This is a genomic window from Streptomyces sp. NPDC031445 (genome assembly GCF_055581365.1).
Genome location: NZ_JBVIJO010000016.1, coordinates 64157 through 80680, shown reverse-complemented (window position 1 = coordinate 80680; position 16524 = coordinate 64157). Strand labels below are relative to the sequence as shown.

Annotated in this window: 18 protein-coding genes; 12 read left to right on the top strand and 6 right to left on the bottom strand. The window is 73.7% G+C overall.

All coding sequences use genetic code 11. The features are described from left to right. The first annotated feature begins 6 nt into the window (after positions 1-6). Positions 7-1464: an APC family permease gene (locus ACZ5DC_RS34085; protein ID WP_468659259.1), complete on the top strand. Its 1458-nt coding sequence runs from the start codon at positions 7-9 to the stop codon at positions 1462-1464. Positions 1465-1532: 68 nt separating this feature from the next. Then, on the top strand, positions 1533-2045 hold the full coding sequence (locus ACZ5DC_RS34080) for a GNAT family N-acetyltransferase (protein ID WP_468659257.1): 513 nt from the start codon (positions 1533-1535) through the stop codon (positions 2043-2045). Between the two features lie 502 nt (positions 2046-2547). On the opposite strand, the gene ACZ5DC_RS34075 is transcribed toward ACZ5DC_RS34080, so the two are convergent. From ACZ5DC_RS34075 to ACZ5DC_RS34065, 3 genes are all read right to left on the bottom strand, one after another. Next, a complete protein-coding gene (locus ACZ5DC_RS34075) occupies positions 2548-2982 on the bottom strand; it encodes an SPW repeat protein (RefSeq protein WP_468659255.1) in 435 nt (144 codons plus the stop codon). A gap of 133 nt (positions 2983-3115) precedes the next feature. Next, the gene (locus tag ACZ5DC_RS34070) at positions 3116-4492 is read right to left on the bottom strand and encodes a cryptochrome/photolyase family protein (RefSeq protein WP_468659253.1); all 1377 of its coding nucleotides are present in this window, start codon (positions 4490-4492) and stop codon (positions 3116-3118) included. 213 nt (positions 4493-4705) lie between these two features. Further along, the gene (locus tag ACZ5DC_RS34065) at positions 4706-6217 is read right to left on the bottom strand and encodes an SDR family oxidoreductase (protein WP_468659251.1); all 1512 of its coding nucleotides are present in this window, start codon (positions 6215-6217) and stop codon (positions 4706-4708) included. A gap of 165 nt (positions 6218-6382) precedes the next feature. On the opposite strand from ACZ5DC_RS34065, the gene ACZ5DC_RS34060 reads away from it, so the two are divergent. The 4 genes from ACZ5DC_RS34060 to ACZ5DC_RS34045 all read left to right on the top strand — a co-directional run bounded on the left by ACZ5DC_RS34060 (position 6383) and on the right by ACZ5DC_RS34045 (position 8975). Then, positions 6383-6583, top strand: a complete 201-nt coding sequence (locus tag ACZ5DC_RS34060) for a hypothetical protein (RefSeq protein WP_468659534.1) — start codon at positions 6383-6385, stop codon at positions 6581-6583. A gap of 127 nt (positions 6584-6710) precedes the next feature. Then, positions 6711-6794, top strand: coding sequence for a putative leader peptide (locus tag ACZ5DC_RS34055; protein ID WP_468659520.1), 84 nt, complete (start codon positions 6711-6713; stop codon positions 6792-6794). 362 nt (positions 6795-7156) lie between these two features. Next, positions 7157-7711 carry an NADPH-dependent FMN reductase gene (ssuE, locus tag ACZ5DC_RS34050; RefSeq protein ID WP_468659249.1) on the top strand — a complete coding sequence of 185 codons (555 nt, stop codon included), beginning with the start codon at positions 7157-7159 and terminating at the stop codon, positions 7709-7711. Between the two features lie 124 nt (positions 7712-7835). After that, entirely contained in the window at positions 7836-8975 is a 1140-nt protein-coding gene (locus tag ACZ5DC_RS34045) for an LLM class flavin-dependent oxidoreductase (RefSeq protein ID WP_468659247.1), read from the top strand. A 27-nt stretch (positions 8976-9002) separates the two neighbouring features. Here ACZ5DC_RS34045 and ACZ5DC_RS34040 read toward each other — a convergent pair whose 3' ends face one another. Beyond that, the gene (locus ACZ5DC_RS34040; protein ID WP_468659245.1) at positions 9003-10154 is read right to left on the bottom strand and encodes an acyl-CoA dehydrogenase family protein; all 1152 of its coding nucleotides are present in this window, start codon (positions 10152-10154) and stop codon (positions 9003-9005) included. A 137-nt stretch (positions 10155-10291) separates the two neighbouring features. Between ACZ5DC_RS34040 and ACZ5DC_RS34035 the strand changes: the two genes are divergently transcribed. From ACZ5DC_RS34035 to ACZ5DC_RS34010, 6 genes are all read left to right on the top strand, one after another. Further along, positions 10292-10642: a YciI family protein gene (locus ACZ5DC_RS34035; RefSeq protein ID WP_468659243.1), complete on the top strand. Its 351-nt coding sequence runs from the start codon at positions 10292-10294 to the stop codon at positions 10640-10642. A gap of 177 nt (positions 10643-10819) precedes the next feature. Beyond that, positions 10820-11728: an aldo/keto reductase gene (locus tag ACZ5DC_RS34030; protein WP_468659241.1), complete on the top strand. Its 909-nt coding sequence runs from the start codon at positions 10820-10822 to the stop codon at positions 11726-11728. Between the two features lie 229 nt (positions 11729-11957). Beyond that, a complete protein-coding gene (locus ACZ5DC_RS34025; protein ID WP_366752979.1) occupies positions 11958-12338 on the top strand; it encodes a BlaI/MecI/CopY family transcriptional regulator in 381 nt (126 codons plus the stop codon). Next, positions 12335-13264: a M48 family metalloprotease gene (locus tag ACZ5DC_RS34020; protein WP_468659238.1), complete on the top strand. Its 930-nt coding sequence runs from the start codon at positions 12335-12337 to the stop codon at positions 13262-13264. Before ACZ5DC_RS34025 ends, ACZ5DC_RS34020 begins: the two co-directional genes overlap by 4 nt. A gap of 130 nt (positions 13265-13394) precedes the next feature. Beyond that, entirely contained in the window at positions 13395-13784 is a 390-nt protein-coding gene (locus ACZ5DC_RS34015; protein WP_366752981.1) for a VOC family protein, read from the top strand. 47 nt (positions 13785-13831) lie between these two features. Continuing rightward, positions 13832-14911 carry an adenosine deaminase gene (locus ACZ5DC_RS34010; RefSeq protein ID WP_468659236.1) on the top strand — a complete coding sequence of 360 codons (1080 nt, stop codon included), beginning with the start codon at positions 13832-13834 and terminating at the stop codon, positions 14909-14911. On the opposite strand, the gene ACZ5DC_RS34005 is transcribed toward ACZ5DC_RS34010, so the two are convergent. Both ACZ5DC_RS34005 and ACZ5DC_RS34000 read right to left on the bottom strand, forming a co-directional pair. Then, positions 14908-15408, bottom strand: coding sequence for a mycothiol transferase (locus tag ACZ5DC_RS34005; RefSeq protein ID WP_366752983.1), 501 nt, complete (start codon positions 15406-15408; stop codon positions 14908-14910). The genes ACZ5DC_RS34010 and ACZ5DC_RS34005 overlap by 4 nt on opposite strands. Before the next feature lie 122 nt (positions 15409-15530). Beyond that, positions 15531-16439 (bottom strand): LysR family transcriptional regulator, encoded by a 909-nt coding sequence (locus tag ACZ5DC_RS34000; RefSeq protein WP_468659233.1) that lies wholly within the window; start codon positions 16437-16439, stop codon positions 15531-15533. Positions 16440-16524 lie beyond the last annotated feature (85 nt).

Below are 16524 nucleotides of genomic sequence, written 5' to 3'. Positions count from 1 at the left end.
GTCCCCATGTCCGGTAGCCCGCCACCTCCGGGTGGTTTCGTCCGCCGTGTCGGCCTGTTCCAGGCCACGGCGATCAACATGAGCCAGATGTGCGGCATCGGGCCGTTCGTGACGATCCCGCTGATGGTCGCCGCGTTCGGCGGCCCCCAGGCCGTGATCGGGTTCGTCGCCGGCGCGATCCTGGCGCTGTGCGACGGCCTGGTCTGGGCCGAGCTGGGCGCCATGTTGCCCGGCTCCGGCGGCAGTTACCTCTATCTGCGCCAGGCCTTCCAGTACCGCACCGGCCGGCTGATGCCGTTCCTGTTCGTGTGGACGGCGATGCTCTTCATTCCGTTGATCATGTCCACGGGCGTGGTCGGCTTCGTCCAGTACCTGGGCTATCTCGCCCCCGGCCTCGGGCAGACCGCCGGTGACCTGATCGGCCTCGGCGTCATCGCCCTGGTGGTGGTCCTGCTCTGGCGCGGCATCGAGCACATCGCCCGGATCACCGCCGTGATGTGGACAGTGATGATCGCCTCGGTGCTGCTGGTGATCGTCGCCGCCGCCACTCATTTCAGCCCACACATGGCCTTCACCTATCCGGCGGGGGCTTTCAATGTGATGAGCAACCACTACTGGCTCGGTTTCGCGGCGGGCCTGACCATCGGCATCTACGACTACCTCGGCTACAACACCACCGCCTACATGGGTGCCGAGATCAAGGAGCCCGAACGTACGCTGCCGCGCTCCATCCTCTTCTCGATCCTCGGCATCATGGCGATCTACCTGCTGCTCCAGATCGGCACGCTCGGTGTCGTGGACTGGCACCGGATGACCGACCCGAACGACATCGCCTCCTCCTCGGTGGCCTCCGCCGTGCTGGAGGAGACCTGGGGCGAGGGCGCGGCCGACACGGTGACGGTGCTCATCCTGATCACCGCGTTCGCCTCCGTCTTCGCCGGCCTGCTCGGCGGCTCCCGGGTGCCCTACGACGCCGCTCGGGACCGGGTCTTCTTCCGCCCGTACGCGAAGCTGCACCCGAGGCACCGCTTCCCGATGCTCGGCCTCGCCACCATGGGCGTGATCACCGCCGTCGGCTTCCTCATCGGCCGCCACACCGACCTCGCGACCCTGATCCAGCTGCTCACCACGGTGATGGTCATCGTGCAGGCGCTGGCCCAGATCGTCGCGCTGACGGTCCTGCGCCGACGCCGGCCGGACCTGCCCCGCCCGTACCGGATGTGGCTGTACCCCCTGCCGAGCGCCGTCGCCTTCGTCGGCTGGTGCGTGATCTACGGCTACGCCGACGAGAACTCCCCGGGCCGTCATCCCCTCGAGTGGTCCCTGGCCTGGCTGGCCCTCGGCGGTGCGGCCTTCCTGGTCTGGGCGCGGACGGAGAAGGTGTGGCCGTTCGGCCCGAAGGAGATCAGCGAGGAGACCGGCACGGAACCCGCGGGGGCGGTCACGGCAACGCCCTCGGCGTGAGCTAGAGTCACCCCTGAGCAAGCACACCTCCCCGGCCGGACCGCTGTCCGCCGGGGAGGCTTCGGTTCATGACCGACATCATGAGCGCGGACGTCACCGTCCGCCCCGCGACCCCCGAGGACCAGCCCGCCGTGGAGCGGCTGTGGCTGATGTTCCGCCACGATCTGTCCGAGTTCACGGGCCTCCTGCCCGCCGCCGACGGCGCCTTCCGCAGCGAACGCGTGGCGTACGCCTTCACGCGGCCGGGCTGGGCTCCCTATCTGCTGACCTGCGAAGAGCGCCCCGCCGGGTTCGCCTTCGTGCGCGGGCTCGACGCCCCGGCCCGCGTGCTGAACAGCTTCTTCGTGGTGCGCGGCGCCCGGCGCCGGGGCATCGGGCTGCGGGCCGCGCGCGAGGTGCTCACCCGGCACCCGGGGCCGTGGGAGATCGCCTTCCAGCGGGACAACCGGGCCGCGGTGGGCTTCTGGCCCCGCGTCGCCGAGGACCTGGCCGGCGGCGCCTGGACCCGCGAGCCGCGGCCGGTGCCCGGGCGGCCGGACCTGCCGCCGGACCTGTGGATCTCCCTCACCGTCTCCGGCTGACAGCGCCGGGCCGCCGGGCTTCTCGGACCTGCGGGTCATTGCCGCCCGGCGCCCGGCCGTCCTGAGGTCCGCCGGCCTGGTCATCGGCACGGTGCGGCGGGGGCGGACGGCCTGACGGCCGCCTGCCGGGGGCACCGCAACGCCTCCGGCCGGCGGCCCGGCTCCCGCCGGGAGCACGTGCGCACCGGCGGTTCCGGCACCGCCGACGCGGTCGGCCGGGTCATGGAGAGCGAGCCGCCGACCGGTCCGGTGACCATGTGGGCCGCCCCCGGCCAGGCGGGGCGGGAGGACCGGCACTCCCGGGTCGCCCGCGAGATCCGCCCGCACGAGGACATCGTCCGGCCGACCGTCACCCTCGAGGACGCGGAGGGCGAGGGCGAGCGCGCGGACGCGGCAACGCGGAGCCGGTCCGCCGGGGCGGACCGGCCCGCGTTCTTCTCTTCCTTTCCTCGGTCTCCTCTTCAAAGGCTCGAGACGGTTCTTCCAGGGCTCGTCCGGTCCGCTACGGCCTCGGGGCGCTCTTCGCCGCCGTACCGGCGCACACCAGTCCGAGGACGAGGGCCAGGCCTCCGATGACGATGTTGCTGATGATGACGCCCGTGTCCGGGGCCCTGCCCACGACCCACGGAGCGATGATCATCCAGATACCCAGGGCGCACATGGCCCAGCTCAGGCCGTACATGCGCTCGGGGGCCCGGGTGAATCCCAGCGCCAGCAGGCCTATCGCGATGCCCATGATCAGGTTGTGGGTCCTGAGGGCGGGCTGGCTGGCCGCGTAGTGCAGGATCCACGGGGAGGCGGCGCAGTACAGGCCGAGCAGGAAGACCGGCCCGTCCACGAGCGCCACGTCACGACCGCCGAGCATGCGGGCGTAGCGGTCCCGCATTTCGGAGACATCGGGATGGCTCGATAGGTCACCCCTGTGCAAGTTGGCCATGAGTCGTCTCCTTTGACTTTGCAGGCCAGAGCGCGTCTGGTGCGGCATGCGACAAGCTCCGCATACTCCAGTTTGCCCTTATTTGTTCCTTATGTGTAGGGCTTGGGGCGTATGGGGCGCTCGACCCTGGCCCTCAATCGCGGCTCCGCGCCCGTCTGAACCGGGCCAGCCCGTCGGCGAGGTCGACGATCGGCTCGGGATACGCGGCGACGAGCCCGCGGTCCGGTCCCGCCAGCTTCCACGGCTCGTGCGCCGCCGCGCCCGCCACCTCCCTCAGCTCGGGCACCCAGCGCCGGACGTACACCCCGTCGGGGTCGTACCGCTTGGCCTGGATCAGCGGATTGAGGACCCGGTTGGGGCGGGTGTCCGTGCCGGTGCCCGCGATCCACTGCCAGTTCAGCTGGTTGTTGGCCAGGTCACCGTCGACCAGCCACTCCAGGAAGTGCCGGGCCCCGACGCGCCAGTCGACGTACAGCGTCTTCGCCAGGAAGCTCGCCGTCAGCAGCCGGGCCCGGTTGTGCATCCAGCCCTCGTGACGCAGCTGGCGCATCCCCGCGTCGATGACCGGCCAGCCGGTACGGCCCTCCCGCCACGCCTCGATGTCGTCCCGCGCGGTCCGCTCGGAGCGCCAACGGTCGTGCCGGGTGCGGTAGTCGGCCGCGGCGGCGCCGGGCCGGGCCGCCAGCACCTGACGGTGGAAGTCCCGCCAGGCGATCTGCCGTACGAAGGCCTCCGCTCCCGGACCGTCCGCGCGGCGCGCCCGGTGGACCACCTCGACGGGGGACACCGTGCCGAAGTGCAGGTGCGGGGAGAGCCGGGAGGTCGCGTCCCCGGCCAGGTCGTCGTGCCGGTCGGCGTAGGCCGCCATGCCGGAGCGGAGCCAGCCGGCGAGCCGCTCGCGGCCGGCCGCCTCGCCGCCCTCCGCCAGCCCCGGCGAGGTGCCCGGCAGCGAGGCCCGGGACGGCAGCTCCTCGGAACCGATGCCGGGCGGCACGGGGACCGAACGGGGCGCACCCAGGACGTCCCGCGGCCGATGCCGCGCCCACTGCCGGAAGTACGGCGTGAACACCGCGAAGTGGTCCGAGGAGGCGGGGGTCACCTCGCCGGGCGGCACCACCGTGGTCACGGCCTCGTGAACGTGCAGCCGCCGCCCTTCGGCCTCCAGGGCGCGCCGCAGCCGCCGCTCCCGCGACCGGGCGTAGGCACTCGCGTCGGCCGCCATGTGCACCTCGTCGGCGTCCGCCTCCGCGGCCACCGCGCAGACCTCCTCGACGACGTCGCCGGAGCGCACCACCAGCCGCCCGCCACGCTCACGCAGCCCGGTGTCCAGGTCCCGCAGGCAGTCGGCGAGGAACGCCAGCCGATTGGGCGCGGCGAAACCCGCGTCCGCCACGCCCCGGTCGCGCACGAACAGCGGGACGACCTGGCGGGGGCCCTCCAGCGCGGCCCGCAGCGGTGGGTGGTCGTACAGGCGCAGGTCGGCGGTGAACAGGACGACCGAGACATCCATGGCGCGGCTCCGGAACGAGGACGACGGAGGAAGAGGCGAGGAAGAGAGAACGAGGCGAGGAAGAGAGGACGGGACGAGGGAGCGAGGACGGGACGAGGGAGCGAGGACGGGACGAGGGAGCGAGGACGGGAGAGGGGGACGTCAGAGCCAGGCGAGGACGGCAGGGCGGGGGGACAACCGGGTGCTTCCGGTCCGGCCCGGCAGGGCCCGGCGTCAACGGGAGGCGTCCGGGCCCTGCCGGGCCGCCGCCCGCGCGATGTTGCGGGCCATCCCGCCGAAGACCACGGCGTGGAACGGCGAGACGCTCCACCAGTACGCGTGGCCCAGCAGCCCGCGCGGGTGGAACAAGGCCCGCTGCCGGTACCGGCTGCGACCGTCGCCGGCCGGTTCCGCGCACATCTCCAGCCAGGCCAGCCCGGGCAGGCGCATCTCCGCCCGCAGCCGCAGCAGGCGACCCCGCTCGATCTCCTCCACCCGCCAGAAGTCCAGCGAGTCGCCCGCCCGCAGGCGCTCCGCGTCCCGTCGGCCCCGGCGCAGACCCACCCCGCCGACCAGCCGGTCCAGCCACCCCCGAAGGCGCCACGCCAACGGGAAGGAGTACCAGCCGTGCTTTCCGCCCACGCTCTCGATCACCCGCCACAGTGCGTGCGCCGGGGCGTCCACCACCGCCTCGCGCCGGTCCGTGTACAGGCTGCCGCCGGCCCAGTCGGGGTCGGTGGGCAGCGGATCGCTGGGCGCGCCGGGTACGGCGGCGGAGGACCAGCGGGTGGTCACGCGCGCCTCGCGCACCCGGCGCAGGGCCAGCCGTACGGCCTGGTCGAAGCCGAGCGGATGCCCCGGCGGGTCGGGCAGGTACCGGGCGATGTCGTGTTCGCGGCAGACCACCTCGTGGCGCAGCGACTCCGTCAGCGGACGCGCGAGGGACGCCGGGACGGGCGTGACGAGTCCCACCCAGTGGCTGGACAGGCCCGGCGTGAGGACCGGCACGGACACGATCAGCCGCCGCGGAAGCCGCGCGATGCGCGCGTAGCGGACCATCATCTCCCGGTACGTGAGGATGTCCGGCCCGCCGATGTCGAAGGTCCGGTTGACGTCGTCCGGCAGGCCCGCGCTGCCGACCAGCAGCCGCAGCACGTCCCGTACGGCGATGGGCTGGATGCGGGTGCGCACCCAGCTGGGCGTGACCATCACCGGCAGCCGTTCGGTGAGGTAGCGCAGCATCTCGAAGGAGGCCGAACCCGAGCCGATGATCACGGCGGCACGCAGCACCGCGGTCGGTACGCCGGAGCGCAGCAGGATGCGGCCGACTTCCGCCCGGGACCTCAGGTGCGGGGAAAGCCGGTCCGCGGGCACCCCGGACGGCGTGAGACCGCCGAGGTAGACGACGCGCCGCACACCGGCCGCCCGCGCCCGTTCCCCGAAGACGCGGGCCGCGCGGCGGTCGACATCCTCGAAGCCCTCGCCGCTGGTCAGCGCGTGCACCAGGTAGTACGCCACGTCGACGTCCCGCATGGCCCGGGCGACCGAGTCCGCGTCCGTGACGTCCCCGCGCACCACCTCCGCCTCACCCGCCCAAGGGTGGTCGCGCAGCTTCCCGGGGGAGCGGGCCAGGCAGCGCACCCGGTACCCGGCGGCCAGCAGTTCGGGCACGAGCCGGCCGCCGATGTAGCCCGTGGCCCCCGTCACCAGGCAGCGGGGCCGGTCCGTCGAGTCGTCGTGGTTCATCCCGTGCAGGTCCTCCGCGTCGGTGGTCTCCCGGTCATCACTTCCCGCGGGGCCCGGCGGACGGATGCGTGTCCTCCCCTCGGCCGAACCCCGCCGGACGCGGTGACATGTCCTCAGCGATCGGGGGCAGCCGGACCGGTACAAGCCGCACATACCGTTCGGTCAGTGACGCAGGAGGTGCCCGCCGCCATGAGTGCCAAGGTGCTGGAGCGATTCCCCGCAGGGTCTCCCCGTGGGTCGTGGCCCGCGGAGGAGTACGCCGCCGCCCGACGTGCCGAGGGCGAACCGGCGACCGTGGTCATGGACTTGCAGACGGACGCGTTCCTCGTCGTGGTCGAGGGGCGGGAGGACGACGGCCGAGCCTGAGCCGTCCGGTCGCGCGGGAGCCTTTCCCTGGGTTCCCGCCCGGCCTGCCTTCACTTGTCCGGTCCGCCATACGAGACCGGCCGGGATTTCCTTGACGGCCGTCGCCGGGTGCTGCGACGATCACGGCATGACGATGCGACTGGACCTCACGCGGCGACGCCATGTCGACCTCGCGCGCGTCTCCAGTGCCTCCTGTCGCCCCACGGTCTGATCCGCGCCTTCCCGCCGGTCCCGTCGGGCCTCACCGCGTGCCTGACCCGCCTGCTCACTCCGCCCTGCCGGGGCCGGGATCCGGCGTGCCCGAAATCGCGCCGGGCACTTCCACGGCAGAGCCCCGGGGTTCCGCCGTTCTTCGGTTCGCGGAGTTCTCACAGTGCGCGGTTCCGCGGAACGTGCGGTTTCGCGGAGTGCGCGGGTTCGTGGAGCTGACCGAGTTCCGCATGCCCGGAACGCCCGCGGAATCCGCCCGCCCGTTCACCGCCTGACCGCCGAGCCGGAACCCGCTCCATCCGACTTCACCGGGCGCCCGTTCCCGTGCGCGCGTGCCCGGAGCACCCCAGAAACGAGGCACCCATGGCCACCGTCCTGTCCGTCTCCGGCAGCCCTTCCGCCTCCTCACGCACCGGCCGTCTGCTGCGCCACCTCGACCAGCGGATCACCGCCCAGGGCCACGAGGTGATCCCGCTCGACGTCCGTACCGTCCCGGCCGAGGCCCTGCTCGGCGCGGACTTCCGGCACCCCGCCATCGTCGAGGCCACCGAACTGTTCGCCCGCGCCGACGGCGTCGTGGTCGGCACTCCCGTCTACAAGGCCTCGTACTCCGGCGTCCTCAAGGCGCTCCTGGACCTGCTCCCGCAGTACGCGCTCACCGGCAAGACCGTGCTGCCGCTCGCCACCGGCGGCTCCACGGCCCATGTCCTCGCCATCGACTACGCCCTGCGCCCGGTGCTGAACTCCATGGGTGCCGCGCACATAGTCCAGGGCTGGTTCACCCTCGACAAGGACATCACCGTGCGGGAGGACGGCTCGGTGACGCTCCCACTCACGACCGCCGAGGCCCTGGGACACGTGGTGGACCAGTTCGCCGCTGCCCTGGACCGCACCCCGCTGCTGGCGGCGGCGAGCTGACGGCCCCGGCCGCCGGGCGCCCGCCCCCGTCCCGCACTCCGCACCCCCCGGCGAGGCGCACGCACTGCGCCGCACCGCTCCACCCGGCCGCCCCGGCACGGCCTGCTCTGATCGGAGACCCCGCGTGTCCCTCACCTTCCACTGGTTCCTGCCCACCAACGGCGACAGCCGCCATGTCGTGGGCGGCGGCCACGGCAGCCCGGCCACGGAGTCCGGGCGCGACCGGCCGCCGACGGTCGCCTACCTGAGCCAGATCGCCCGGGCCGCCGAGGACCTGGGCTTCGCCGGTGCGCTGACGCCGACCGGCGCCTGGTGCGAGGACGCGTGGCTGACCACCGCGATGGTCAGCCGGCACACCGAGCGGCTGAAGTTCCTCGTCGCCTTCCGGCCGGGCTTCGTCTCGCCCACCCTCGCCGCCCAGATGGCGTCCACCTTCCAGCGGCAGAGCGGCGGACGGCTGCTGCTCAACGTCGTCACCGGCGGCGAGAGCCAGGAACAGCGCGCCTACGGCGACTTCCTGGACAAGGACGCCCGCTACCGCCGTACCGGTGAGTTCCTGGAGATCGTCCGAGGGCTGTGGGAGGGCAAGACGGTCGACCTGCGCGGGGAGCACCTGCGGGTGGAGGAAGCGAGGCTCGCCCGGCTGCCCGACCCGGTCCCCGAGGTGTACTTCGGGGGCTCCTCGCCCGCCGCCGGCAAGGTCGCGGCCCGGTACGCCGACGTGTACCTCACCTGGGGCGAGCCGCCCGCGCAGGTCGCCGGGAAGATCGCCTGGATACGGAAGCTCGCCGCGGAGCACGGCCGTACCCTCCGCTTCGGGATCCGGCTGCACGTCATCACCCGGGACACCTCGGCGCAGGCGTGGGCGGAGGCGGACCGGCTGCTCGAAGGCTTCGACCCGGAGACCGTACGGGCGGTCCAGTCGGGCCTGGCGCGCAGCGAGTCGGAGGGCCAGCGGCGGATGCTCGCGCTGCACGGCGGCAGTCGTGACCGCCTGGAGATCCACCCCAACCTCTGGGCCGGCATCGGCCTGGTACGCGGCGGCGCGGGCACGGCGCTGGTCGGCAGCCACGAGGAGGTCGCCGAGCGCATCGAGGAGTACCACGCCCTCGGCATCGACGAGTTCGTCTTCTCCGGCTACCCGCACCTGGAGGAGGCGTACTGGTTCGGCGAGGGCGTCCTGCCCCGGCTCGCCGCCCGAGGACTGTGGACACACCCCGAGGGCAGGGGCGCCGCATCGGCGCAGGTACCTTTCGCCGGCTGAGCGGGCGACGGGCGGCAGTCCCTGCTCCTACCGGTCCTGCTCCCCGGTGGTGGCGGGTGCCGCGCCCAGCGTCCGCAGATGTGCCGCGCGCGATTCCGCCGTCTGGCCCTGCACCAGCAGGAACAGTCCTTCCCGGGCCAGGCGCTGGGCGCGGCTCGTCAGGGCCATCGCTCGGCCGCCGCCGGCCACCACCGCCGCCGTGGTGGCCGCGCGCAGCACCTCGTACGCCTCCGCGCGCACGGCCAGCCGCTCCCCGGCCCAGTCGTCCACGCCTTCCCCGGCGCTCCCTCCTCGTGGCGCCGGCCCGTGCCCGGCCCCCTCGGCGCCCGCCCCGCCCGGCCCCACGCCCCGCGCCTTTGGGACCGGAGCGTCGGCCAGGGCGTACCCCCGTTCGCGAAGGCCGGACAGGCGGGAGCGCAGCGGGGCGGCCGTTGCGTCGTCCAGGAGGGACAGCGCCGCCTCCGCCACGCCGAAGACCGCCGGGCTGACGGCCAGGGTCCTGACCCGGTCGCCGGCGGCCCACCGGTCGTACGGCGTGCGCAGGGCCACCGCCTCCGCGGGCAGCCGGAAGCCGTCCAGCTCCAGCGACACCGTGCGCGCGGCGGTGAGCGCCGCCAGCCGCATCGGCGCCGACGCCCGCAGCCCGGGCTGTTCGCGTGCCTCCGCGAAGGCGAACAGCGCCTCGCCGGAGTCCGTCACCCCGGCCAGCAGCAGCACGTCGTTCAGGCCCCACCCGGTGTACCAGGGGACGGTGCCGTCGAACCGCCAGCCGGTGCCCTCCCGGCGGACCCGCACCGGGCGGCGCGGATACGACCGCAGGTGCGCGTACGCCACCCCGGACAGCAGCTCCCCGCGGGACAGCGGGCCCAACAGCCTGTCCCGCGCCGCGGGTTCACCGTGCGCCAGCGTCTGCACGGGCGTGTGGTGCTGCGTCTGCACGAACCAGGTCGCACAGCACGCGCCGGACAGGATCTCCGCGGTCTCCCGCAGCACGGCCGGCGGCGCCCCCGCGCCGCCGTACTCCGCGGGCGCGGCCACCCCGAGCAGCCCCGACCGCTTCACCGCCTCGATGTGGCTCGCGGGAACCCCTTCCTGGTCGACCCGCTCGGCCTCGGGGAGCAGCAGGTCCGTGGCGAGCCGGCGGGCGCGGACGACGAGCGGGTGCGAGGTGAGGTCCATGCGGGGGATTCTTCCGCTGTTCCGGCGCTCCGGAGATTTTTTCCGCGACCGTGGCGCGCGGTGCCGATCCGGGGCCCGGCCCTTCGTGTAGGAGGTGACACAGAGCCCGCCACGGGCCCGACGCCTTGGAGGACGTCATGAAGCACTACCTGCTCAGCGTGGTCCAGCCGGCCGGCGCGACCCCGCCCGGTCCCGAAGCCCTCGCCGCGATCATGCGCAACGTCGAGGCCTTCAACGACGAGCTGCGCACCGCGGGCGCCTGGGTGTTCGCCGGTGGTCTGCACGGTCCGGAGACCGCGACCATGCTCCGCCCCCAGGACGGTGACGTGCTCGTCACCGACGGCCCCTACGCCGAGGGCAAGGAGTACCTGGGCGGTCTGTGCCTCATCCGGGCCGCCGACCTGGACGAGGCCCTGGACTGGGGCCGCAAGGCCGCCCTCGCGACCACCCTGCCCATCGAGGTACGGCCCTTCGTGGACCAGCACTGAGGCCCGCGTACCTGGAGCGGCGGCGACGGGAGACGGAGGGATGGGAGACGGAGGGACGGGAGACGGAGGGACGGGGGCACCCCTGGCCGGTGCAGACCCTCGGGATGACACCGGGTGCCGGCCTGTACTGACGGCACACCTCCGGTCCGGCCGGGTGCCGTGTGCGAGACTCCGTCGATGACTCCCGACGACATGATCAGCGCGGACGCGTCCGGCACCTGGAAACTCGGCGACCTGCCCGTCCACCGGATCGGCTTCGGCGCGATGCGGCTGACGGGCAGCGCCGCCTTCCACCATGGCACCCCGAGCGACCGGGAGCGGTCCCTCGCCGTCCTGCGCAAGGCGGTCGACCTGGGCGTGAACCACATCGACACGGCGGCCTTCTACTTCTCGTCGCTGCGGTCCGCCAACGAACTCATCAACACCGCGCTGTCCCCGTACCCCGACGACCTGGTCATCGCCGCAAAGGTGGGCCCCTACCGCGACTACCACGGCGAGTGGGGCACCTCCGCCCGGCCCGACCAGCTGCGCGGGCACGTCGAGGAGAACCTGCGCCAGCTCGGGCGGGACCACCTCGACCTGGTCTACCTCCGCCGGATGCGCCAGGACTCCATAGCCGAGCACTTCGGCGCCCTCGCCGAGCTGCGCGAGGCCGGTCTGGTCCGGCACCTCGGGATCTCCGGCGTCGAACCCCGGCACCTCGCCGAGGCGCTGCAGATCGCGCCGGTGGTGTCCGTGCAGAACCGGTACGCCGTGGACCGGCCCGATCCCGTCGACGACGAGGTGCTGCGGCTGTGCGGCGAGCACGGCATCGCCTTCGTCCCCTTCTACGCCGTGGCCGGAGCGGCCGGGGAACGCGGTGCGACGACCGCCCACGACGACGCGGTGTTCTCCGCCGCCCGGGCCCACGGCGTGAGCCCGGCGCAGGTCCGCATCGCCTGGACCCTGCACCAGGGCCCGCACGTCCTCGCCATCCCCGGCACCGGGAACCCCGGCCACCTGGCCGAGAACGTCGCGGCCGGCGCGCTGCGGCTGACGCAGGAGGAGCTGGCCCGGCTCGACCAGGCCCGGGCGCAGGCGGGCTGAACGCGCGGGGGACCGACCGCACGCAGACCGGCGGGCCGAGGGCCGGTGTCACACGGTGAACGGGTCGGTGGTGCGCGGGCCGCACCCGGACGCCCGTTCCTGACGGACCGCGGCCGGGTCCGGTGGGCCGGGCTGGCTACGATGGCGTGGACGCGCCGCTGGACCGCGCACCAAGACGACGACCGCACACGAAGACGACCGCACACGGAGACGGGTGAGGAACCTCCCCATGACCGACGCCAAGGACGAACGCCGGCCGGCCGGCGAGCTCGAAGCGAGCGTCCTGGCCGCGCTCTGGGCCGCCGGCGCACCCCAGACCCCCGGCGAGGTCCAGTCCAGCCTGGGCGCGGACCTCGCCCGTACGACGGTGACGACGATCCTCACCCGCCTGCACGACAAGGGCGTCGTCCACCGGCGGCGCCAGGGCCGCGGGTACGCCTACTTCCCCGCCCAGGACGTCCAGGACGCCCACGGCCTCACCGCCCGCCGGATGCACAGCGAACTGGACCGGGACAGCGACCGCGAGACGGTCCTCGCCCGCTTCGTCGCCCAGCTGAGCCCGGACGACGAACGCGTCCTGCGCGACCTGCTCGAATCCGACGGCCGATGACCGCGCTCCTGCTGCTCCTGCTGCCGCTGCTGCTGCCGTGCACCCTGCCGCCCCTGGCCCGCAGGGCCCTGGACCGGCTGGCCCCGGCCGCCGCGCTGTGGTCCGTCACGGGCTGCGCGGTGCTCCTCGCCGGCTGTTCGACGCTGGCACTCGGCATGTCCGTCCTGACCGGGCTGCTGAAACTGCCGCTCTTCGCCGCGCTCGGCGAACTGGTCCATCCGCTGCGCACCGCCTCCGACGCCTTCGTCGTCCCGGCCGCCATCGCCTCCGCCGGCGCGCTGGCCGGGTGCGGCTGGAGCCTCGTCCGCGCGGCGCTGGACCAGGCGCGTGCCTTCCGGGCGGCCCGGGCGGAGGCCGCGTGCGGAGCCGTCGCCGGTGACCTGTGCGTGATCGACTCGTCCCGCCCCGACGCGTACGCCCTGCCGGGCCGGCCGCACCGGGTCGTCGTCACCACGGCGATGCTGCGCAGCCTGGACGGTCCCGAGCGGGAGGCGCTGCTCGCCCACGAGCGGGCGCACACCGCGGGCGGCCACCACTACGCCCTCGCCGCCGCCGAACTCGCGGCGCACTGCCACCCGGCGCTGCGCCCGGTCCGCGCGACGATCCGGCTGGCCGCCGAGCGCGCCGCGGACGAGGCCGCCGCCGTCTCGGTCGGCGACCGGCGCCTGACCGCCCGCGCCATCGCCCGCGCCGCCCTCGCCGGGCAGGCCGCCCGGTCCGCACGCCCCGGCATCGCCCCCGGCGCGGCCACGGGTCCTGTCCCCCAGCGCGTCCAGGCCCTGCTGACCGCCCCGAGCGCCCGCACCGCCCGCGCGATCTCCGCCCTCCTCATCGCCTGCACCGCCCTGTCCTGCGTGGCCTCGGCCACCGCGACGGCCGACGTCCACCACCGCGTGGAGGTCGCGCAGGGCGAGGAGAGCCCCTGACGCGACGCCCGCGTGGCGGTCCGCGGTCCGCTGCCCGGCCACCCCGTCGCAACGCGCGTAGACCGAGACTGGCGTCCCGTAGGTTTTACGTATAACCTCACCGGCTAACCACCCTCACCGGAAGGTCGCCATGCGTCGCGTCGCCCTTGTCACCCTCGTCGTGCACGACTACGACGAGGCCGTCCGCTTCTACACCGAAGCCCTCGGGTTCCGGCTCGTGGAGGACGCCCCGCGTCCCGACGGCTCGCGCTGGGTCGTCGTGGAGCCGGGGGGCGACGGACCCGGACTGGTGCTGGCCCGGGCGAAGGACGACGCGCAGCGGTCCCGCGTCGGCGACCAGACCGGCGGGCGCGTCGGCTTCTTCCTGCACACCGACGACTTCGCCCGCGACCACGCCCGGATGACCGCCGCCGGCGTGACCTTCCTGGAGGAGCCGCGCCACGAGCCGTACGGCACGGTCGCCGTCTTCCAGGACCTGTACGGCAACCGCTGGGACCTGCTCCAGCCCGCCGGCCACTGACCCACCACCGCACCGCCTGCCCCAGGACCCGAGGAAACGAAACGCCCATGACCGCGTCCCGCATCGACACCGAGACCCTCCGCCGGCTCCCCAAGGCCGTCCTGCACGACCACCTCGACGGCGGCCTGCGCCCCGCCACCGTCGTCGAGCTCGCGGCCGCGGTCGGCCACACACTGCCCACCACCGACCCGGACGAGCTGGCCGCCTGGTACGTAGAGGCCGCCAACTCCGGTGACCTGGTCCGGTACATAGCCACCTTCGAGCACACGCTCGCCGTCATGCAGACCCGCGAGGGCCTGCTGCGCACGGCCGAGGAGTACGTCCTCGACCTGGCCGCCGACGGCGTCGTCTACGCCGAGGTCCGCTACGCCCCCGAACTGAACACGAGCGGCGGCCTCACCCTGCGCGAGGTCGTGGAGACCGTGCAGGAAGGTCTCGCCGCCGGGATGGCCAAGGCGGCCGCCGCCGGCACCCCCGTCCGCGTCGGCACCCTGCTGTGCGGCATGCGCATGTTCGACCGGGTCCGCGAGGCCGCCGACCTGGCCGTCGCCTACCGCGACGCGGGCGTCGTCGGCTTCGACATCGCCGGCGCCGAGGACGGCTTCCCGCCCGCCGACCACCTCGACGCCTTCGAGCACCTGCGCCGTGAGAACGTCCCGTTCACCATCCACGCCGGCGAGGCGTACGGTCTGCCCAGCATCCACCAGGCCGTCCAGGTGTGCGGCGCCCAGCGCATCGGCCACGGCGTCCGCATCACCGAGGACATCCCCGACCTCGCGGCCGGCAAGCTCGGCCGTCTCGCCGCCTGGGTGCGCGACCGCCGCATCGCCCTGGAGATGTGCCCGACCTCCAACCTCCAGACGGGCTGCGCGACCTCGATCGCCGAGCACCCGATCACGGCCCTGAAGGACCTCGGCTTCCGGGTCACCCTCAACACCGACAACCGTCTGGTCTCGGGGACGACGATGACCCGGGAGATGTCCCTGCTGGTCGAGGAGGCCGGCTGGACGGCAGAGGACCTGCGCACGGTCACGGTGAACGCCCTCAAGAGCGCCTTCATCCCGTTCGACGAGCGCAACGCCCTCATCGAGGACGTGGTCCTGCCGGGTTACGCGTCCGCGCTCTAGAGGAGCCCCCTGAGGTAGGCGGCCTGTCCGACGTGCTGGAGGTCGTCGGACAGGACGCTCACCAGGCGCACCCCCAGGGTCACCGGGGGGTCCCAGCGCTCGTCCACGACGCGTTCCAGGTCCTTGGCGGCCAGCCCGCGCAGGCAGCCGAGGGTCTGTTCGTGGACGGCGTCGTAGTACCCGGTCAGCAGGTCCGCCGACTCCACCCGTACCTTCGCGACCTTGGCGGGGGTGTGTGCGTACCCGGTGTCGTGCCGTGGCAGGTCCAGGCCGAAACGCTTCTCCCAGCCCTGCGCGAGCCACACCTGGTCCAGGTCGAAGGCGTCGGCGATGTGGTCGTCCTGCACCCGTGTGAGGTGCCAGACCAGCCAGGCGACGGAGTTGGCGCCGGCGGCCGGGCGGTGGTGCAGCTCCTGCGGGCCGAGGCCGTCGAGGGCGGCATGGACTTCTTCCCGGATGCGGCCGTAGCCGTCGATGAGGATGTCCTTCGCATGCATACCGTCCACCATCGCAAATCACCGGCGCGCACGCGCCCGGAACCCGGCTTCCGCTCAGGCCCGTGCGGCTCCCGCCGGGAGACGGCGCCGAGCCTGCCCCCGTGCCTGGCTCCCGGCCGCCGTCACCGCTCCTCGTCGGCGGGCGCGGACAGGACCCCCGTCTCGAGCAGGGTGACCAGCGCCCGCGCGGCCGGGCTCGTGGCCCGTTCCGGCGGCAGCAGGGCGACCGTCTCGTACTCCGGCTCTCCCGCGCCCTTCACCGGCAGCGCCGTGAGCGTCGGCCGCTTGTGCCGGAAGTGCCGGGGTACGACGGCGATCCCCAGGTTCTCGTCCACCAGGTCCAGCAGGCTGTGCACGTCGTTGACCTCCAGCGCGACCGTGCGCCGGACGCCTGCCGCGGCGAACGCGGCGTCGGTGGTGCGGCGCGGACCCCAGTCCGGGTGGAAGTCGACGAAGACCTCACCGGCGAGATCCTCCGCGCCGAGCACCGCCGGGGCGCAGGCCAGGCGGTGGCTCGGGTGGCACAGCACCGTCATGGGCTCGCTGGTCAGCGACACCGAGCGCAGCTGGTCGGTGTCGGCCTGGGTGCGGTAGGCGAAGGCCAGGTCGAGCCGCCCGGCCGCGACCTCCTCGGCCAGCGCGCCGGAGCCGGCCTGCCGCAGCCGGATCTCCACGTCGGGGTGCCGGCCCCGGAAGGCCGCCAGCAGCCGGGCCACGTGTACCCCGGCGATGCACTGCTCGGTGCCGAGGGCCAGCGTGCCCCGCAGCACACCCTGCACCGCGGCCACCGCCTCGTGCGCGGAGCGCACCTGTGCCAGGATGCGTTCGGCTTCTCCCAGCAGCGCGCGCCCGGCCTCGGTGAGCGTCACCCGGCGGGTGGTCCGTACGAACAGCGGCGCCCGCAGCTCCCGCTCCAGCGCCCGGATGGACGCCGACAGGCCCGACTGGGACACCATCAGGCGTTCCGCGGCCCGGGTGAAGTGCTGGTCCTCGGCGACCGCGACGAAGTGCTGGAGATGGCGCAGTTCCATGATTGAGAAGCCTATCCGCTGAATTCCATCGGATTCTTCTGTTGGACCGCTGCCCACCGTCCGGGGAAGAGTGGCACCGGTAGAT

Excerpts from the sequence above, each read along its gene's own strand:
- ACZ5DC_RS34000 (WP_468659233.1), bottom strand. The coding sequence starts at position 16,439 with ATGGAACTGCGCCATCTCCAGCACTTCGTCGCGGTCGCCGAGGACCAG.
- ACZ5DC_RS34065 (WP_468659251.1), bottom strand. The coding sequence starts at position 6,217 with ATGAACCACGACGACTCGACGGACCGGCCCCGCTGCCTGGTGACGGGG.
- ACZ5DC_RS34025 (WP_366752979.1), top strand. The coding sequence starts at position 11,958 with ATGACCGACGCCAAGGACGAACGCCGGCCGGCCGGCGAGCTCGAAGCG.
- ACZ5DC_RS34035 (WP_468659243.1), top strand. The coding sequence starts at position 10,292 with ATGAAGCACTACCTGCTCAGCGTGGTCCAGCCGGCCGGCGCGACCCCG.
- ACZ5DC_RS34015 (WP_366752981.1), top strand. The coding sequence starts at position 13,395 with ATGCGTCGCGTCGCCCTTGTCACCCTCGTCGTGCACGACTACGACGAG.
- ACZ5DC_RS34055 (WP_468659520.1), top strand. The coding sequence starts at position 6,711 with ATGACGATGCGACTGGACCTCACGCGGCGACGCCATGTCGACCTCGCG.
- ACZ5DC_RS34030 (WP_468659241.1), top strand. The coding sequence starts at position 10,820 with ATGACTCCCGACGACATGATCAGCGCGGACGCGTCCGGCACCTGGAAA.
- ssuE (WP_468659249.1), top strand. The coding sequence starts at position 7,157 with ATGGCCACCGTCCTGTCCGTCTCCGGCAGCCCTTCCGCCTCCTCACGC.
- ACZ5DC_RS34005 (WP_366752983.1), bottom strand. The coding sequence starts at position 15,408 with ATGCATGCGAAGGACATCCTCATCGACGGCTACGGCCGCATCCGGGAA.
- ACZ5DC_RS34080 (WP_468659257.1), top strand. The coding sequence starts at position 1,533 with ATGACCGACATCATGAGCGCGGACGTCACCGTCCGCCCCGCGACCCCC.
- ACZ5DC_RS34085 (WP_468659259.1), top strand. The coding sequence starts at position 7 with ATGTCCGGTAGCCCGCCACCTCCGGGTGGTTTCGTCCGCCGTGTCGGC.
- ACZ5DC_RS34070 (WP_468659253.1), bottom strand. The coding sequence starts at position 4,492 with ATGGATGTCTCGGTCGTCCTGTTCACCGCCGACCTGCGCCTGTACGAC.
- ACZ5DC_RS34075 (WP_468659255.1), bottom strand. The coding sequence starts at position 2,982 with ATGGCCAACTTGCACAGGGGTGACCTATCGAGCCATCCCGATGTCTCC.
- ACZ5DC_RS34010 (WP_468659236.1), top strand. The coding sequence starts at position 13,832 with ATGACCGCGTCCCGCATCGACACCGAGACCCTCCGCCGGCTCCCCAAG.
- ACZ5DC_RS34040 (WP_468659245.1), bottom strand. The coding sequence starts at position 10,154 with ATGGACCTCACCTCGCACCCGCTCGTCGTCCGCGCCCGCCGGCTCGCC.
- ACZ5DC_RS34020 (WP_468659238.1), top strand. The coding sequence starts at position 12,335 with ATGACCGCGCTCCTGCTGCTCCTGCTGCCGCTGCTGCTGCCGTGCACC.